14 protein-coding genes are annotated in these 15,444 nt (G+C 71.8%); 11 read left to right on the top strand and 3 right to left on the bottom strand.

The features are described 5' to 3' along the window. Nucleotides 1-82: 82 nt before the first annotated feature. Both AC1DIW_RS15110 and AC1DIW_RS15105 read right to left on the bottom strand, forming a co-directional pair. A complete protein-coding gene (locus AC1DIW_RS15110) occupies nt 83-307 on the bottom strand; it encodes an acyl-CoA carboxylase subunit epsilon (protein ID WP_478109153.1) in 225 nt (74 codons plus the stop codon). 28 nt (nt 308-335) lie between these two features. Beyond that, nucleotides 336-2,009: an acyl-CoA carboxylase subunit beta gene (locus tag AC1DIW_RS15105; protein WP_478109151.1), complete on the bottom strand. Its 1,674-nt coding sequence runs from the start codon at nt 2,007-2,009 to the stop codon at nt 336-338. A gap of 24 nt (nt 2,010-2,033) precedes the next feature. On the opposite strand from AC1DIW_RS15105, the gene AC1DIW_RS15100 reads away from it, so the two are divergent. From AC1DIW_RS15100 to purE, 8 genes are all read left to right on the top strand, one after another. Continuing rightward, nucleotides 2,034-2,927, top strand: a complete 894-nt coding sequence (locus tag AC1DIW_RS15100) for a biotin--[acetyl-CoA-carboxylase] ligase (RefSeq protein WP_478109149.1) — start codon at nt 2,034-2,036, stop codon at nt 2,925-2,927. Nucleotides 2,928-2,934: 7 nt separating this feature from the next. Next, entirely contained in the window at nt 2,935-4,065 is a 1,131-nt protein-coding gene (locus AC1DIW_RS15095; protein ID WP_478109148.1) for an adenylate/guanylate cyclase domain-containing protein, read from the top strand. Between the two features lie 20 nt (nt 4,066-4,085). Beyond that, nucleotides 4,086-4,925 carry an enoyl-CoA hydratase/isomerase family protein gene (locus AC1DIW_RS15090; RefSeq protein ID WP_478109147.1) on the top strand — a complete coding sequence of 280 codons (840 nt, stop codon included), beginning with the start codon at nt 4,086-4,088 and terminating at the stop codon, nt 4,923-4,925. Nucleotides 4,926-5,077: 152 nt separating this feature from the next. Continuing rightward, nucleotides 5,078-5,755 (top strand): response regulator transcription factor, encoded by a 678-nt coding sequence (locus tag AC1DIW_RS15085; RefSeq protein ID WP_442280591.1) that lies wholly within the window; start codon nt 5,078-5,080, stop codon nt 5,753-5,755. Between the two features lie 2 nt (nt 5,756-5,757). Further along, the gene (locus tag AC1DIW_RS15080; RefSeq protein WP_478109146.1) at nt 5,758-6,786 is read left to right on the top strand and encodes a sensor histidine kinase; all 1,029 of its coding nucleotides are present in this window, start codon (nt 5,758-5,760) and stop codon (nt 6,784-6,786) included. Nucleotides 6,787-6,845: 59 nt separating this feature from the next. Continuing rightward, a complete protein-coding gene (locus AC1DIW_RS15075; protein WP_478109144.1) occupies nt 6,846-7,493 on the top strand; it encodes a GtrA family protein in 648 nt (215 codons plus the stop codon). 21 nt (nt 7,494-7,514) lie between these two features. After that, nucleotides 7,515-8,711 carry a 5-(carboxyamino)imidazole ribonucleotide synthase gene (locus AC1DIW_RS15070; RefSeq protein ID WP_478109143.1) on the top strand — a complete coding sequence of 399 codons (1,197 nt, stop codon included), beginning with the start codon at nt 7,515-7,517 and terminating at the stop codon, nt 8,709-8,711. Nucleotides 8,712-8,761: 50 nt separating this feature from the next. After that, nucleotides 8,762-9,259 carry a 5-(carboxyamino)imidazole ribonucleotide mutase gene (purE, locus tag AC1DIW_RS15065; protein WP_478109200.1) on the top strand — a complete coding sequence of 166 codons (498 nt, stop codon included), beginning with the start codon at nt 8,762-8,764 and terminating at the stop codon, nt 9,257-9,259. A gap of 84 nt (nt 9,260-9,343) precedes the next feature. On the opposite strand, the gene AC1DIW_RS15060 is transcribed toward purE, so the two are convergent. Then, the gene (locus tag AC1DIW_RS15060; RefSeq protein ID WP_478109142.1) at nt 9,344-9,808 is read right to left on the bottom strand and encodes a CoA-binding protein; all 465 of its coding nucleotides are present in this window, start codon (nt 9,806-9,808) and stop codon (nt 9,344-9,346) included. An 84-nt stretch (nt 9,809-9,892) separates the two neighbouring features. Here AC1DIW_RS15060 and AC1DIW_RS15055 point away from each other — a divergent pair, with 84 nt between their 5' ends. The 3 genes from AC1DIW_RS15055 to AC1DIW_RS15045 all read left to right on the top strand — a co-directional run bounded on the left by AC1DIW_RS15055 (nt 9,893) and on the right by AC1DIW_RS15045 (nt 15,434). Continuing rightward, nucleotides 9,893-10,912, top strand: a complete 1,020-nt coding sequence (locus AC1DIW_RS15055; RefSeq protein WP_478109140.1) for an LLM class F420-dependent oxidoreductase — start codon at nt 9,893-9,895, stop codon at nt 10,910-10,912. A 24-nt stretch (nt 10,913-10,936) separates the two neighbouring features. Beyond that, nucleotides 10,937-12,823, top strand: a complete 1,887-nt coding sequence (locus AC1DIW_RS15050) for a Na+/H+ antiporter (protein WP_478109139.1) — start codon at nt 10,937-10,939, stop codon at nt 12,821-12,823. Nucleotides 12,824-12,953: 130 nt separating this feature from the next. Further along, the gene (locus AC1DIW_RS15045; RefSeq protein ID WP_478109137.1) at nt 12,954-15,434 is read left to right on the top strand and encodes an exo-alpha-sialidase; all 2,481 of its coding nucleotides are present in this window, start codon (nt 12,954-12,956) and stop codon (nt 15,432-15,434) included. Nucleotides 15,435-15,444 lie beyond the last annotated feature (10 nt).

The raw sequence follows: 15,444 nt of genomic DNA, 5'->3' as shown, positions 1-15,444 counted from the left end.
CTTTAGAGGAAGCGCCCCCCTGCGGGCCAACCGAAGCGGCTCGAGCGGCGACCGATGGACGGTCGGCGCCCGACTCAGCGGGTCAGCGGGGAAGGGCGCTCGTGCGCCAGCCGTCCCGGGTGCGGGACGGGCCGACGAGCCGCCAGGACGGGTCGGACCACGCCGAGCGTGCGTGCTCAGGAGCGGGTTCCTCGCCGCCCAGGGCCGAGAGGACGACGACGAGCGCCGCGACCTCCTCAGCCGTCGCGTTGCCCGTCACGGACACCGTCGGGCTCGCTGCGCTCGCGCTGTGCTCGTTCTCGCTCAAACCAAGCTCCTTCGTCGCGGTTCGAGCGTCACAGCGGGATGTTCCCGTGCTTCTTGGGCGGCAGCGTCTCGCGCTTGTTCTGCAGCGCCCGCAAGGCCCGGGTGACGTTCATCCGCGTGTTGGACGGGCTGATGACGGTGTCGATGTAGCCACGCTCCGCCGCGACGTAGGGGTTGGCGAGCGTCTCCTCGTAGTGCGTGATGAGCTCCTGGCGCTGGGCCTCGACGTCACCGCCCTTCTCCGCGGTGTGCTTGAGCTCCTTGCGGTAGAGGATGTTGACGGCGCCCTGGGCCCCCATGACGGCGATCTGCCCGGTCGGCCACGCGAGGTTGATGTCGGCGCCGAGGTGCTTGGAGCCCATGACGTCGTAGGCGCCGCCGTAGGCCTTGCGGGTGATGACGGTGATCTTCGGGACGGTGGCCTCGGCATACGCGTAGATGAGCTTGGCGCCGCGGCGGATGATGCCGTCCCACTCCTGGCCCGTGCCGGGCAGGAAGCCGGGCACGTCGACGAAGGTCAGCACCGGCACGTTGAAGCAGTCGCACGTGCGCACGAACCGCGCCGCCTTCTCGGAGGCGTCGATGTCGAGGCAGCCGGCGAACTGCATCGGCTGGTTCGCCACGACACCGACCGACATCCCGTCGATGCGGGCGAAGCCGGTGATGATGTTCGGCGCGAAGAGCGGCTGCACCTCGAGGAACTCACCGTCGTCGACGACGTGCTCGATGACGTGCTTCATGTCGTAGGGCACGTTGGGCGAGTCGGGGATGCACGTGTCGAGCCAGCGGTCGTCGTCGGTGACCGACAGGTCGCCGTCCCCGTCGCCGTAGGTCGGCGGGGTGTCCATGTTGTTGCTCGGCAGGTAGGACAGCAGGGCCTTGACGTAGTCGATGGCGTCCTGCTCGTCGGTGCCCATGTAGTGCGCGACACCCGACTTGCTGTTGTGGGTCTGGGCGCCGCCGAGCTCCTCGAAACCGACGTCCTCACCGGTGACGGTCTTGATGACGTCGGGGCCGGTGATGAACATGTGCGAGGTCTGGTCGACCATGACGGTGAAGTCGGTGATGGCGGGGGAGTAGACCGCGCCCCCGGCGCACGGGCCCATGACCAGCGAGATCTGCGGGATGACACCCGAGGCACGCACGTTGCGGAAGAAGATCTCGCCGTAGAGTCCGAGGGAGACGACGCCCTCCTGGATGCGGGCGCCACCGGAGTCGTTGAGGCCGATGACCGGGCAGCCGATCTTCATCGCGAAGTCCATGACCTTGACGATCTTCTCGCCGAAGACCTCGCCGAGGGAGCCACCGAAGACGGTGAAGTCCTGGGCGAAGACAGCGACCTGGCGACCGTCGACCATGCCGTAACCGGTGACGACGCCGTCGCCGTAGGGGCGGTTCTTCTCCTGGCCGAAGTTGTTGCTGCGGTGCCGGGCGTACTTGTCGAGCTCGATGAAGGTGCCCTCGTCGAGGAGCATCTCGATGCGCTCGCGGGCCGTCTTCTTGCCGCGCGCGTGCTGCTTCTCGACGGCCCGTTCCGACCCCGCGTTGGCGACCTCGGCGACGCGGCGCCGGAGGTCGGCGAGCTTGCCGGCGGTGGTGGCGAGGTCGGGCGCTGGGGACGCTGGGGACGCCTGCGCCGCGGGCGTCGTGCTGGGGTCGGCCGTGCTGGTCGGCTGCTCTGCGACGACGTGATCGGTTGCCATGCTCGGCACTCTAGCCTTGTGGACGTGCGCGATTCGCTTGACATCGAGACTGTGAGTGCGGCCTTGGTCACGTCCGGACGGCCGTGGCGCGGGGTCGAGTTCCACCCCGCCCTCGGGTCGACGAACACCCGGCTGCGCGAGCTGCTCAGCGGGTCATCCCCGACGAGCGGTGCGTATGCCGTGTCGTCGGGAGACGACGACCGCGGCCTCTGGTGGGTCGTCCTGACCGACCACCAGACCGGCGGGCGCGGGCGGCTGGGACGCGCCTGGACCGTTCCCGACCGCGCCTCGCTCGCGGTCAGCGTCGCGGTGCCCGTCACCGACGCCACGCAGGCCGGCTGGATGCCGCTGCTCGCCGGGCTCGCCCTCGCGCGTGCCGTGCGCGAGGTGTCGGAGCGGGCCGGGCGGCCGCTCACGGCTCGGCTCAAGTGGCCCAACGACGTGCTCCTCGCCGACGACGGGGACCGGAAGCTCAGCGGCATCCTGTGCGAGCTGGTCAAGTCCGGGGGTCGCCAGGTGGTCGTCGTCGGGACCGGCGTCAACGTCGACCAGACCCGGAGCGAGCTGCCGGTGGAGACCGCCACGTCACTGGCGCTCGCGGGCAGCCAGGTGCGCCGCGAGGACCTCCTGCTCGCCTACCTCGACCACCTCACCCGGGTGCTCGCGGGCGCGGGCGTGCAGGGCGCCGCCGGGGAGGGGGCCGACGACGGCGCCGCGGTGCGGGCGGCATACCGCTCCGCGTGCTCCACCCTCGGTCTCCGCGTCCGGGTGCACCTGCCCGCAGGTGGCGCCGCCGAGGGCACCGCCGTCGCGGTCGACGACGACGGCGGGCTCGTGGTGCGCACCGGCGAGGGCACCCGGACGTTCGCCGCCGGTGACGTCGTCCACGTCCGACCCGCCGCCGGCGGACTGGCATGATCGGCTCATGACCGAGCCGGGCAGCGCTGGCACCGAGCCAGCCGGGCGGGTGAGCGAGGACTACACCGAGCAGCTGCTCGGTCGTCCGCTCGACCTGCGCCGCCGCGACGTCAGCCGCGGCGCCGAGGTGTCCCTGCTCTCGGCGCGCAAGTTCTGGCACGCCCTGGGCTTCCCCGTGGTGGACACGGACGACGAGCTGTTCACCGAGGCGGACCAGAAGGCGCTGGCCGCGGTCGCCGGCATCGTCCGGGACGGGCTCCTCGACGAGCAGACGGCGCTCGCGATGACGCGGGCCTTCGCCCGGTCGGCCGACCGCCTCGCGGGGTGGCAGTCCCAGCTCATCGCCGAGGCCGTCGAGACGCACATGACGGCCGCCCTCGCCGACGAGGGTGACGACGAGGACCACGAGTCCCGCTCGGTGCCGAGCCTCGAGACCGCCACCGAGACGGCGAAGCGTCTCGCCGTGCTCACCGACCGCCTCGAGCCGCTCCTCGTCTACGCCTGGCGCCGGCACCTGTCGGCCACGGTGGCCCGCATGCTCGCCGACGCCGACCCCGAGGCCTACGGCATGACGAAGATGCGGTCCGTGGGCTTCGCGGACCTCGTCAACTTCACGGCGCTCGTCCGTCGGATGTCCGAGCGCGACCTCGCGCGGCTGGTCTCCCGCTTCGAGGCGCTCTCGGCCGACGTCATCACCGCCCACGGCGGACGGCTCATCAAGACGGTCGGCGACGAGGTGCTCTTCACGACGGTCGGCGCGGCGCCGGCCGCGGCCATCGCGCTCGACCTCGTCGAGACGATGACGAACGACGACGTCCTGCCCGACGTGCGCTGCGGCATGGCCCGCGGCCCGATCATCAGCCGGCTCGGCGACGTCTTCGGCACGACCGTGAACCGGGCCTCCCGCCTGACCGCCGTCGCCCAGGCCGGCAGCGTGCTCGTCGACGCGACGATGGCCCGCGAGCTCGCCAGCCTCTCCGGCTTCGAGCTGACCGGACAACGCCGCCGCATCCTGCGTGGCGTCGGACCCGTGACCCCCTCGCTCCTGCGCCGGGCGACGTCCGCCGGTCGCCGCTCCGTCTCGGGGGCCCCGGCTCCCGTCCCCACCCACCGAGCCGGCTCGCCCGGCGACACGTGACCGACCGAGGAGACCGACGTATGCCGTCACTGCCGACTGGAGCCGACGCCACCGCGAGCGCGGGGTCGGACGCACTCGTGCGCGTCGAGCGCTTCGAGGACCCCGCGCTCGCGCACGTCGCCGAGATCGTCCTCGACCGGCCCGAGGCCATGAACGCCGTCTCCACGGCGATGGCCCGCGCCATCGCCGCGGCGACGGCCCGGGTCGCGGCCGACGAGACGGTGCGCTGCGTCGTGCTGACCTCGAGCCACGAGAAGGCGTTCTGCGTCGGAGCCGACCTCAAGGAGCGCAACGCCTTCACGGACGCCGACCTCATGGAACAGCGGCCGGTGGCGCGGGCGGCCTACGGCGGTGTCCTCGACCTGCCCGTGCCGGCGATCGCGGCGGTCGACGGTTTCGCACTCGGGGGCGGCTTCGAGCTGGCCCTCTCGTGCGACGTCGTCGTCGCCGGAGAGGGCGCGCTGGTCGGGCTGCCCGAGGTCAGCGTCGGCGTCATCCCGGGTGGCGGCGGCACGCAGCTGCTCGTGCGCCGCATCGGGTGGTCCCGCGCTGCCAAGGCGATCTTCACCGCGTCCCGCATGCCCGCGCGCGAGGCCCTCGAGCTCGGAGCCGTCGACGAGGTCGTGGCCGCCGGCACCGCCCGCGACCGGGCGCTCGAGCTGGCCGGGGCCATCTCGGCCAACTCGCCCGTCGGCCTGCGCAACGCGAAGCGTGCCATGCGGCTCGGGGCCGACGTCGGCCTCGACGCGGGCCTCGAGATCGAGGACGCCTGCTGGCGGGCCACCGCCTTCTCCGGCGATCGGCGTGAGGGGGTCGCCGCCTTCGCGGAGAAGCGTCGTCCCGTCTGGCCCGGGCGCTGACTCGTGCAGCCGGGCTGGCGGGTGCCAGCCGGCCCGGTGGGCCGGGGGCATCTCCGCGGACGGGCGGGGCGTCAGGGTGCATTTCGGGCCGATGTGGATAGGCTCACCTCGGTCGGTGCGCCTTCGGACCGGCAGATCTTGAGGACGGTGACATGACCCGAGTGCTCCTGGCGGAGGACGACACAGCCATCTCCGAACCGCTGGCCCGTGCACTGCGGCGGGAGGGCTACGACGTCGACGTGCGCGAGGACGGCCTGGCCGCCCTCGACGGCGCCAAGGAGAACCCCGACCTCGTGCTCCTCGACCTCGGGCTGCCGAAGATCGACGGCCTCGAGGTGTGCCGTCGCATCCGGGCCGAGGGGCGCGCCATCCCCGTGCTCATCCTCACCGCCCGTGCCGACGAGGTCGACACCGTCGTCGGCCTGGACGCCGGCGCCGACGACTACGTCACGAAGCCGTTCCGGCTCGCCGAGCTGCTCGCTCGCGTGCGGGCGCTGCTGCGTCGCACCCCGACCGAGGTCGCGGCGACCGGCGAGCTCGTCCGCATCGACTCCGAGGGGCGACGGGCCTGGTTCAAGGGCGAGGAGCTGCAGCTGACCGCCAAGGAGTTCGACCTGCTGCGGGTCCTCGTGCGCGAGCAGGGCAAGGTCGTCTCCCGTGAGCAGCTGATGCGCGAGATCTGGGACACCGCGTGGTTCGGCTCCACGAAGACCCTCGACATGCACATCTCCGTCCTGCGCCGGAAGCTCGGCGACGACGCGACCTCGCCGCAGTACATCGCCACGGTCCGTGGCGTCGGCTTCCGCTTCGAGCGCCCTCAGGTCGACTGACCGTGCGCCGGGTGCTCGACCGGATGGCCCTTGTCGGCGCAGTCGTCTGCGCCGGGTCGTTCGTCCTGCTCTCGACCGTCGTCGTCGCGTGGGCCGTCATGCAGCGGCCGGACGCCATCACCTCGTGGGTCGTCTCCGACCCGTCCGTCGGCGTCGTCCGCTTCGGCGCCCTCATGCTGGGGGTGGGCGCCATCGGCGGTGGTGCGGCCTACCTCAGCACGCTGGGCGCCCGGGCCCGCGTCGAGCAGTCGTCGCAGGAGCTCGTCCAGCTCGCGAACCGCTTCGCCGCCGGGGAGGCGCGCCTGACGCCGGTGCACTCCGACATCGACGAGATCGACCACGTGTCGGGGGTCATGAACCGTCGGGCCCACGACATGACGAAGTCGCTCGCCGCCGAGCGGGACTTCGCCGCTGACGCCTCGCACCAGCTGCGCACGCCGCTGACGGCCCTGCTCATGCGCCTCGAGGAGATCTCCGAGACCGACGACGCCGAGGTGGTCAAGGAGGAGGCCACCATCGCCATCGCCCAGGTCGAGCGCCTGACCCGTGTCGTCGACGACCTCCTCGGCCGCACCCGCGGGTCCGGAGGGCCGTCGCCGGCGGTGTCGCTCGACTCGGTCATCGCCGCCCTGCAGCGTGAGTGGCAGCCCGCCTTCGAGCAGGCTCGACGCTCGGTACGGGTGCGCGGGGAGCGAGGTCTCTTCGTCCGGTCGACGCCGGTCGCCCTGTCGCAGGTGCTCTCGACGCTCCTGGAGAACTCCCTCGTGCACGGTCGCGGGACGGTGGACGTGCACGCCCGCCGGTCCGGCCCGTCGGTGATCATCGAGGTCAGCGACCAGGGGGACGGGGTGCCCGCGGCCATGGCGCCGCACATCTTCGAACGCTCGGTCAGCAGCGGGGCCGGTGGCAGCACCGGTCTCGGGCTCGCCCTGGCGCGCGACCTCGCCGAGTCCAACGGCGGCCGCCTCGACCTGGTCCAGGCCCAGCCCGCCCGCTTCGCGCTCTTCCTCTCCGAGGCGGAGACGGACTGACCCGGCCCGACGGTCCGATCCCGCCCGGGACACTCGGGCGCGCGGGATAGGGTGCCCCGGTGAGGCGCCTGCATGAGTTCCTGTTCGTGCGCCACCGGCACAACTGGCTGCTGCTGCTCCGGTTCGCGGTGGTGGGCGCCTCCGGCGTGCTCGTCAACCTGCTGACGCTCGTCATCGTCAAGAAGCTCGGACCGGGCTTCAACCAGGCGATCGTCCCCGTGCCCGGCACCGAGTTCAACGTCCGCTGGTACCACGCTTACTCGACCTTCGCCTTCCTCGTGGCGAACCTCTGGAACTTCCAGCTGAACCGGACCTGGACGTTCCGCACGAGCAAGCACGCGAGGTGGTGGCACGAGTACTGGCCGTTCCTCGCGGTGGGGCTCCTGGGACAGGTCGTCGGTCTGGTGCTGCTGACCCTGCTCATGCACCTCGACTCACCGATCCACCTGTCGCCCACCGTGCTCGACGACTCCACCGGCTTCCGCACGAGGCTCTACTGGGCCCAGCTCATCGTCATCGTCGTCGTCACCCCGATCTCCTTCGTGCTCAACAAGCTGTGGACCTTCGCGGCGGTGCGCACCCACCACCCCGATCTCGCCGACCCGAGCCACGTCGAGGCGGCACTGACCGACGAGAGCCTCCACAGCGCACCCGGCGCGGGCCAGCCGGCGAGCGCCGGACCGGGCCGCCACGACCGTCCCGCCTGAGGCCGACTACCCTTGGGACGCGTGAGCAAGCCGAAGCGCGCCCCCGGAGGATTTCCCGTCGTCGGCGTCGTCGGTGGTGGACAGCTCGCCCGCATGATGCAGGGCCCGGCCGTCGAGCTGGGCGTCCAGCTGTCGGTGCTCGCCGAGAGCGACACCGCTGCTGCCGCGCTCGTCGTGCCGAGCTCGCCGGTGGGGGAGCACACCGACCTCGAGACGGTGCTCGAGTTCGCCCGCCACTGCGACGTCGTCACGTTCGACCACGAGCACGTGCCGCCGGCCGTCCTCGAGGCGCTCGAGGCCGACGGGGTCGCCATCCACCCGACCCGCGCCGCCCTGAACTTCGCCCAGGACAAGCTCGCGATGCGTGAGCGCCTCACCGCGCTGGGCATCGCCTGTCCGCGGTGGTCCCGCGCCACGACTGCTGAGGAGGTCACCGCCTTCGGGGACGAGGTCGGCTGGCCGATCGTCGCCAAGACGCCCCGCGGCGGTTACGACGGCAAGGGCGTGGCCGTCGTGTCGTCGGCTGACGACCTCACCGAGTGGATCGCCCGGATCGGTGAGCCCGGTCCGCTCGAGGGCGGTCTGCTCCTCGAGGAGAAGGTCGACTTCGTCCGCGAGCTCGCGGTGCTCATCGCCCGCAGCCCGTCCGGCCAGGCGGCGGCGTGGCCGGTCGTCGAGACCGTCCAGACCGACGGCATCTGCACCGAGGTCCTCGCCCCCGCGCCGGCGCTCGACGCAGACCTCGCGTCCGTCGTCACCGAGGCCGCGCTCCGGATCGCCGGCGAGCTCGATGTGACCGGCGTGCTCGCCGTCGAGCTGTTCGAGGTGCGTCCCGGGAAGGGCGGCGCAGCGGCATACGTCGTCAACGAGCTCGCGATGCGCCCGCACAACAGCGGCCACTGGTCGATGGACGGCGCCGTCACCGGGCAGTTCGAGCAGCACCTGCGTGCGGTCCTCGACCTCCCGCTCGGCGACCCCAGGCCGCGGGCGCCGTGGACCGTCATGGCCAACGTCCTCGGCGGCGACTACGAGCACCTCTACCCGGCCTACCGCCACATCATGGCCCGCGACCCCGGCGCCAAGGTCCACGTCTACGGCAAGGGCGTGCGTCCGGGCCGAAAGATCGGCCACGTCAACGTCAGCGGCGCCGACCTGGGCGATGCCCGCGAGCGCGCGGGCCACGCGGCCGACTACCTCCGAGGAGTGATCACCGAGTGAGCGAGACCGCCGTGAACGCAGCGAGCCCAGCACCCGTCGTCGGCATCGTCATGGGCAGCGACAGCGACTGGCCCGTCATGCGTGAGGCCGCTCGCGTCCTCGAGGAGTTCGGCATCCCCTACGAGGCCGACGTCGTCTCGGCCCACCGGATGCCCGACGAGATGATCGCCTACGGCCAGAACGCCGCCGCGCGCGGTCTGCGGGTCGTCATCGCCGGGGCCGGGGGAGCAGCGCACCTGCCCGGCATGCTCGCGTCGGTGACGCCCCTCCCGGTCGTCGGCGTGCCGGTCCCGCTGAAGTACCTCGACGGCATGGACTCGCTCCTCTCGATCGTCCAGATGCCGGCCGGCGTGCCGGTCGCGACCGTGTCGATCGGGGGCGCCCGCAACGCGGGTCTGCTCGCTGCGCGCATCGTCGGCACGGGCACGGACGACCTGTCGGTCGACGTCCGCGAGCAGATGGTCGCCTTCCAGGCCGACCTGTGCGACCAGGCGCACGCAAAGGGCGCGTCGCTGCGCGAGCAGGTGGCGCGCGGACTCTCGGACTGAGCGCCCGAGGGGTGCGTCAGTGCTGCGTGGGGTGCAGCAGTGACGTAGGGGACGGCGAGAACGATGAGGCCCGCGCTGGCGCCGTCAGTCGGTCACGGCCGCGGCGCCGTCACCGGGCTGGATCCGGGGGTACTCGATCTTCGGGCAGGTGTCCATGACGACCGCGAGCCCGGCCTGTTCGGCGCGGGCAGCTGCCTGCTCGTCGACGACCCCGAGCTGCAGCCACAGCGCCTCGATGCCGAGTCGCTCCCGCTCGGCGATCGCCTCGTCGACGACGGCACCGACCCGCTCACTGTTGACGAAGCAGTCGACGACCTTGACGACGGTGCCGTCCGGGATGTCGGACAGGGTCTTGTAGCCCTGGCAGCCGTGCACGCGGGCGGCGCTCGGGTGCACCGGGACGAGACGGATCCCGAGCTCGCGCTGGAGCCACAACGACACGCGGTAGGCCGTGCGGTCGGGGTTGTCGCCGAGGCCGACGACGGCCCAGGAGGCAGGGGTGTGCAGCAGGTCCCGGATGACGTCCGGGTCGTTGTGGTGCGGACTCATCCCGTCATCCTCACACGTACGTGCATGTAGGTGCCCGCAGGTCGCGTCCGGACCGGTCCCGGGCGACCGTGGTTGGATGAGGGAATGCGATTCGGAATGTTCGTTCCCCAGGGCTGGCGGATGGATCTCGTCGGCATCGAGCCGGCCCAGCAGTGGGAAGTCATGGTCAACCTCGCCAAGCACGCCGACGACGGAGACGTCTTCGAGTCGATCTGGGTCTACGACCACTTCCACACGGTGCCCCAGCCCTCGGGCGAGGCGACGCACGAGGCGTGGTCGCTCATGGCGGGCTTCGGCGCCGCGACGAGCCGGGTCCGCCTCGGCCAGATGTGCACGTGCATGGCCTACCGCAACCCCGCCTACCTCGCGAAGGTCGCCGCGACCGTCGACGTCATCTCCGGAGGCCGCACCGAGATGGGCATCGGCGCCGGCTGGTACGAGCACGAGTGGCGCGCCTACGGCTACGGCTTCCCCAAGGCCGGCGACCGCCTCGGCGCGCTCCGCGAGGGCGTCCAGGTCTTCCGCGACATGTGGACCAAGGGGTCGGCCACGCTCGACGGGAAGTACTACCAGGTCGACGGCGCCCTCTGCGCTCCGCGGCCGCTGCAGGGCACGAGCCACCCGGGGAGCGTCCTCAACGGCATCCCGATGTGGATCGCCGGCGGCGGCGAGAAGGTGACGCTGAAGATCGCGGCCCAGTACGCCGACTACACGAACTTCGACGGCAGCCCCGAGGGCTTCGACCACAAGAGCGCGATCCTCGAAGGCCACTGCGACGACCTCGGCCGCGACTTCGGCGACATCGTCCGCTCGGCCAACTACAACGTCGTCATCGGTGAGACCGAGGCCGACGTCGAGGACCGTCTCCAGTTCTACGGCGAGCTGCTCCGCAAGGGCGGCGTGGCCGACGCCAAGGCCGCGGCAGCCGTCGACGACCTGCGCAAGCAGCCCGCGGTCGGCACGCCCGACAAGATCGTCTCGATGTTCAAGGACATGGAGGCGCGCGGCATGACGTACGCCATCACGTACTTCGCCGAGGCCGCCTACGACCGCTCCGGCATCGAGCTCTTCGAGCAGACCGTCGCCCCCGAGCTCGCGGGCTGACCCGCCCGCCAGCTCGCTGTCGTCGTGGAGATCGCCATCGGGCTGCTGGCCATCGCGGCCACCGTCCTCGGGGGCTCGTGGCTGGCCGACCGCTTCGACCTGCCCCCGCCCCTCGTCCTCATCGTCATCGGGATCCTCGGGTCCTACCTCCCGTTCGTCCCCGAGGTGGTCCTGAGTCCCGAGGTCGTGCTGCTCGGCATCCTGCCGCCGCTGCTGTATGCCGCCGCGATCCAGACCTCGCTCGTCGACTTCCGCAACAACAAGGCCGTCATCCTCAGCCTCTCCGTGGGGCTCGTGCTCTTCACGGCCCTCGGCGTCGCACTCTTCCTGCGCTGGGCGCTCGGGCTCGACTTCGCGGTCGCCTTCGCGATCGGCGCGGTCGTCGCACCGCCGGACGCGGTGGCCGCGACCGCCGTCGGGCGACGGATCGGTCTCCCGCGTCGCCTCGTGTCCATCCTCGAGGGGGAGTCGCTCGTCAACGACGCGACGGCGCTCGTCTCGCTGCGCACCGCTCTCGCCGCGGCCGGGCTCGCCGCCGGGGTGGCGTCGAAGGGTGTGTCGTTCGGCGGGGTCGTGCTCGACTTCGCGTGGGCGTCGGCCGGCGGGGCCGCGATCGGCTTCGGCGTCGCGCTGCTCGTCACCGTGCTGCGTCGGCACTTCTCCACCGAGCCGGCGTTCGACACCGTGCTGTCGTTCATGGTGCCCTTCGCGGCCTACGTCCCTGCCGAGGAGCTCCACGCCTCGGGCGTCATCGCCGTCGTGACGGCTGGTCTCGTCCTCGGCCACAAGTCGCCGCGCACGCAGACGGGCGCATCACGCCTCAGCGAGCGGATCAACTGGACCTCGATCCAGTTCCTCCTCGAGAACGCCGTCTTCCTCCTCATCGGGCTGCAGGTCTTCTACGTCATCGCCGACGTCCGCAGCTCACCCCTCTCCGCAGGGCAGATCACGCTCGCCGCCGTCGGGACGCTCGTCGTGGTCCTCGTGCTGCGGCCCCTGTGGGTCGTGCCGTTCCGCTACCTGCGCACGCGTCTGCTCCACGAGGAGGCGCAGGCGCCGTGGACGCACACCGTCGTCCTGTCCTGGGCGGGCATGCGAGGCGTGGTGACGCTCGCGGCGGCCCTGCTGCTGCCGCTGGAGACCCCACACCAGAAGGTGCTCGTGCTCATCGCTGTCGTCGTCACGATCGGCACGCTGCTCATCCAGGGTACGACCCTGCCTGCCCTGGCTCGTCGGCTCGACGTGCGTGGCCCCGACCCCCGCGAGGATGCCCTTCAGGCGGCGACCGTGCTGCAGGCCGCGACGCGCTCGGGGCTCGACGTCCTCGACTCGATGACCGAGCTCGACGGTGCGACCAAGGAGATGCTGCGGTCACGGTCGGACGACCGGCTCAACCAGATGTGGGAGCGGCTCGGGCCGCGCAGCGGCGATGCCGACGAGACGCCGAGCGCTGTCTACCGCCGGGCCCGCATGCAGATGCTCCAGGCCGAGCGCGACGAGGTGTTGCGGCTGCGCGACGAGGGCCGGGCCGACCACGTCGTGCTCCGCACCGTGCTGGCGTCCCTCGACCTCGAGGAGACCATGCTCGACCGTCTCGATGACCAGGAGAGCCGTCTGGCGGAGAGCGAGATGCTGCCCGTGGACACGATCGAGGCCGCGTGCGAGCACCTCCGCGCGACGGACTCGTGCACCGCTGCGCGGACCCCGGAGGGGTGCGAGGAGTGCCTGCGCGACGGCACGACCTGGGTGCACCTGCGCCTCTGCCTCGTCTGCGGCCACGTCGGATGCTGCGACTCGTCAGAGTACAAGCACGCGACGGGACACTTCCACGAGACGCACCATCCGGTGATGCGCTCGATCGAGCCGGGGGAGGCGTGGCGCTGGTGCTACGTCGACGAGGTTCTGGGTTAGGTCTGCGCCTTCTAAAGAAATGGTAATAACGACCCCGGCCAAAACGACCGCATTTGTGCCCTTGCTGCCGTAATCTTCCCTTGCGCGTGGGCTCATGGGGGGCTCGGACCGCGCTGCTATGGGGGTTGCAATGCGTCGCGTCACCGGGTCCGTGGTGGTCCTTGCTCTGATCGGGTCGGCGGTGGCCGTGGCGCCCGACGAGGCGGACGCGCTCACGGCGGTGACCGCTGCCAGCTCTAGCACCATGGTCGTGGCGGGCAGCGTCACTCCCGACGCCAGCGGACGCGCCACGCTGGCCGGGTCGAGCTACATGCAGTTCCCGGCGGTGCTCGCGCTGCCCTCCGCCGACGGGGGCCGGTCACCGCGCACGCTGCTCGTCAGCTACAACCAGGACATCGACTCGGGCGCCGTGGACACGCCCCCGCGGACGCTGCGCTCGACCGACGGTGGCCGCAGCTGGTCACCGGTGGGCAACGTTCCTCTCCTGTCGGCGACTCGTCTCGACGACGGCTCGATCCTCGCCGTCGACTTCCGGACCAAGCCCAAGGCGGTGCCGGTGCCCACCGACACCCCGACGGTGCCCCCGACGAGCGCGGACACTCCCACGACGCCGGCGACGAGCACCGAGACCCCGACGAGCACGGACCCGCCGACGAGCACCGAGACCCCGACCAGCACCGACACGCCCACCAGCACCGAGACCCCGACGAGCACCGACACCCCGACGAGCACGCCGTCCGCGGGCGCGGGCGTGACCGGGACGCCACAGCCGGCAGCCGCCGCCCAGGAGACCTCGACACCCGCACCGGCGCCCCCGGTGCCGCCACGGGCGCTGACCGCCCCGCACGTCCAGGTGCTGACGTCGACGGGGAGCAGCGAGTTCGACACGCCCAGCTGGACCTCACGCGACAACGGTGCCACGTGGTCCACCTTCACCGGCACGGCGCGACTGCCGTTCGCGGCCGACCTCTTCCTCTTCCACCGCGGCATCGTCCAAGCGCGGGACGGGGCGCTCCTGGCGACGACCTACGTGGTCCGTTCGGGTCGCAAGACCTACGACGTCGAACTGATGCGCAGCGCCGACGGCGGCATGACGTGGACCTGGGTGTCCACCATGGCCGAGGGCAACGACTCCGTCGCGAACGAAGGTCGTGACGAGGCCACCATGATCCGGGTGCCGAACGGCGACCTCGTCGCGGTGCTGCGACAGGATGCGCCCATCTTCCCCGCGGTCTGCACCGGCGCGGTCGTCGGCGATCCCCTCCTCATCACCCGGTCGAGCGACGACGGCCTGACCTGGAGCCCTCCGGCACCGCTCAACGTCCCGGGGGTGGCGCCGTCGCTCATCTCCAGCGCAGACCCCCACCTGCTGGTCACGCCACGAGGCCAGCTCGCGCTGAGCTTCGGGCGGCCGGGCACGCAGGTGCTCTTCTCGCAGGACGGCACGGGCAAGACGTGGACGCCGCCGACCACCACCTACGCGGACCGCACGAGCGGCTACACCAGCCTGGTGAGCGTGGGGGACAACCGGCTCCTCCAGTTCGGCGACATGGGCAGCAACTGGTGCTTCACCGGCACCGCCCCGCGTCCCGTCGGGATCTGGTCCCGGGAGATCGACGTGGCTCCACCGGACGGCCGCCGGATCGACGTGCGCCGGCTCGTGGCCTCCGGTCAGGCGCGGATCTCCACGGACATGGTCGACCGCCTGACGTCGGCCTCGGGGCCGGCCGCGGTCGTCGACGGCAGCATCGAACCCGACGCCGGCGCCGTGCGCCGGGCGCGGTCCGGCACGCTCACCCTCGACCTGGGCGGGCTCAGCACCCTGACCGGTGCCTCGCTCGTGCTGCCGGTGCCCGGTTCCAGCGCGAACGCCGCCGTGTCGAGCGACGGCAGGACCTGGCGGACGGTCGCATCGTGGTACAGCTCGGGTCGCTACTCGTTGCTCACCGACCGGGGGTTCCCGGCGGGGGTCGTGGCGCGCTACGTGCGGTTCAACGTCGGCAGCCCGCAGGACCTGGTCGAACTGTCCGAGATCCAGCTGCGGACCCTCCCGTCGACCTTCGAGGACGACGCCGTCGGGAGTGTCCCCGCCGGCTACGTCGCCGTCAGCGCGGGCGCTCCCAGCGTCACCGTGCAGGGGAACGGCGCGGGACGGTCGAGCGACCGTGCCGTGCGCCTGACCGACCGGTCGTCCTCCGCGACCGCGATCTTCGCCAAGAGCCTGCCGCTCACGTCCACCAGGACCTTCTCGATGATGCTGAACCCGGTCGCGATCCGCTGCGCGCTGGTGCTGACGCTCAACGCCTACCGTGGGCCGGTCTCGCAGAAGGGCCTGATGGTCTCGGTGTGGCCCGACGGCAGCGTCAAGCGATGGGACGGCGCGGCCTGGAAGCTTCTCTCGGGCCCGGGTCGGGTCCGGGCGGGCACCTGGAGCGCGGTGCGCATCCAGGCCTCCGCGTCCGGGGCCTCGGTCTACGTCAACGGGGTGCTGCTCGGCCGGGTGCCGGTCGCCGCCGGCACCACCGGGTTCACCGGCGTCGAGGTCTCCTCCGGGGGAACCGCGCCGGTCGGGGACGACGTGCTCCTCGACGAGGTCTACGCCGCGTCCTGACCGGGTCGGC

It is taken from the genome of Terrabacter sp. 01T434, from assembly GCF_056398545.1.
This window is presented reverse-complemented; position numbering and strand designations above follow the sequence as displayed.

Bases quoted from the DNA above. Each gene is read 5' to 3' on its own strand.
- AC1DIW_RS15090 (WP_478109147.1), top strand. From the start codon at position 4,086: ATGCCGTCACTGCCGACTGGAGCCGACGCCACCGCGAGCGCGGGGTCG.
- AC1DIW_RS15060 (WP_478109142.1), bottom strand. From the start codon at position 9,808: ATGAGTCCGCACCACAACGACCCGGACGTCATCCGGGACCTGCTGCAC.
- AC1DIW_RS15045 (WP_478109137.1), top strand. From the start codon at position 12,954: ATGCGTCGCGTCACCGGGTCCGTGGTGGTCCTTGCTCTGATCGGGTCG.
- purE (WP_478109200.1), top strand. From the start codon at position 8,762: ATGGGCAGCGACAGCGACTGGCCCGTCATGCGTGAGGCCGCTCGCGTC.
- AC1DIW_RS15085 (WP_442280591.1), top strand. From the start codon at position 5,078: ATGACCCGAGTGCTCCTGGCGGAGGACGACACAGCCATCTCCGAACCG.
- AC1DIW_RS15095 (WP_478109148.1), top strand. From the start codon at position 2,935: ATGACCGAGCCGGGCAGCGCTGGCACCGAGCCAGCCGGGCGGGTGAGC.
- AC1DIW_RS15055 (WP_478109140.1), top strand. From the start codon at position 9,893: ATGCGATTCGGAATGTTCGTTCCCCAGGGCTGGCGGATGGATCTCGTC.
- AC1DIW_RS15105 (WP_478109151.1), bottom strand. From the start codon at position 2,009: ATGGCAACCGATCACGTCGTCGCAGAGCAGCCGACCAGCACGGCCGAC.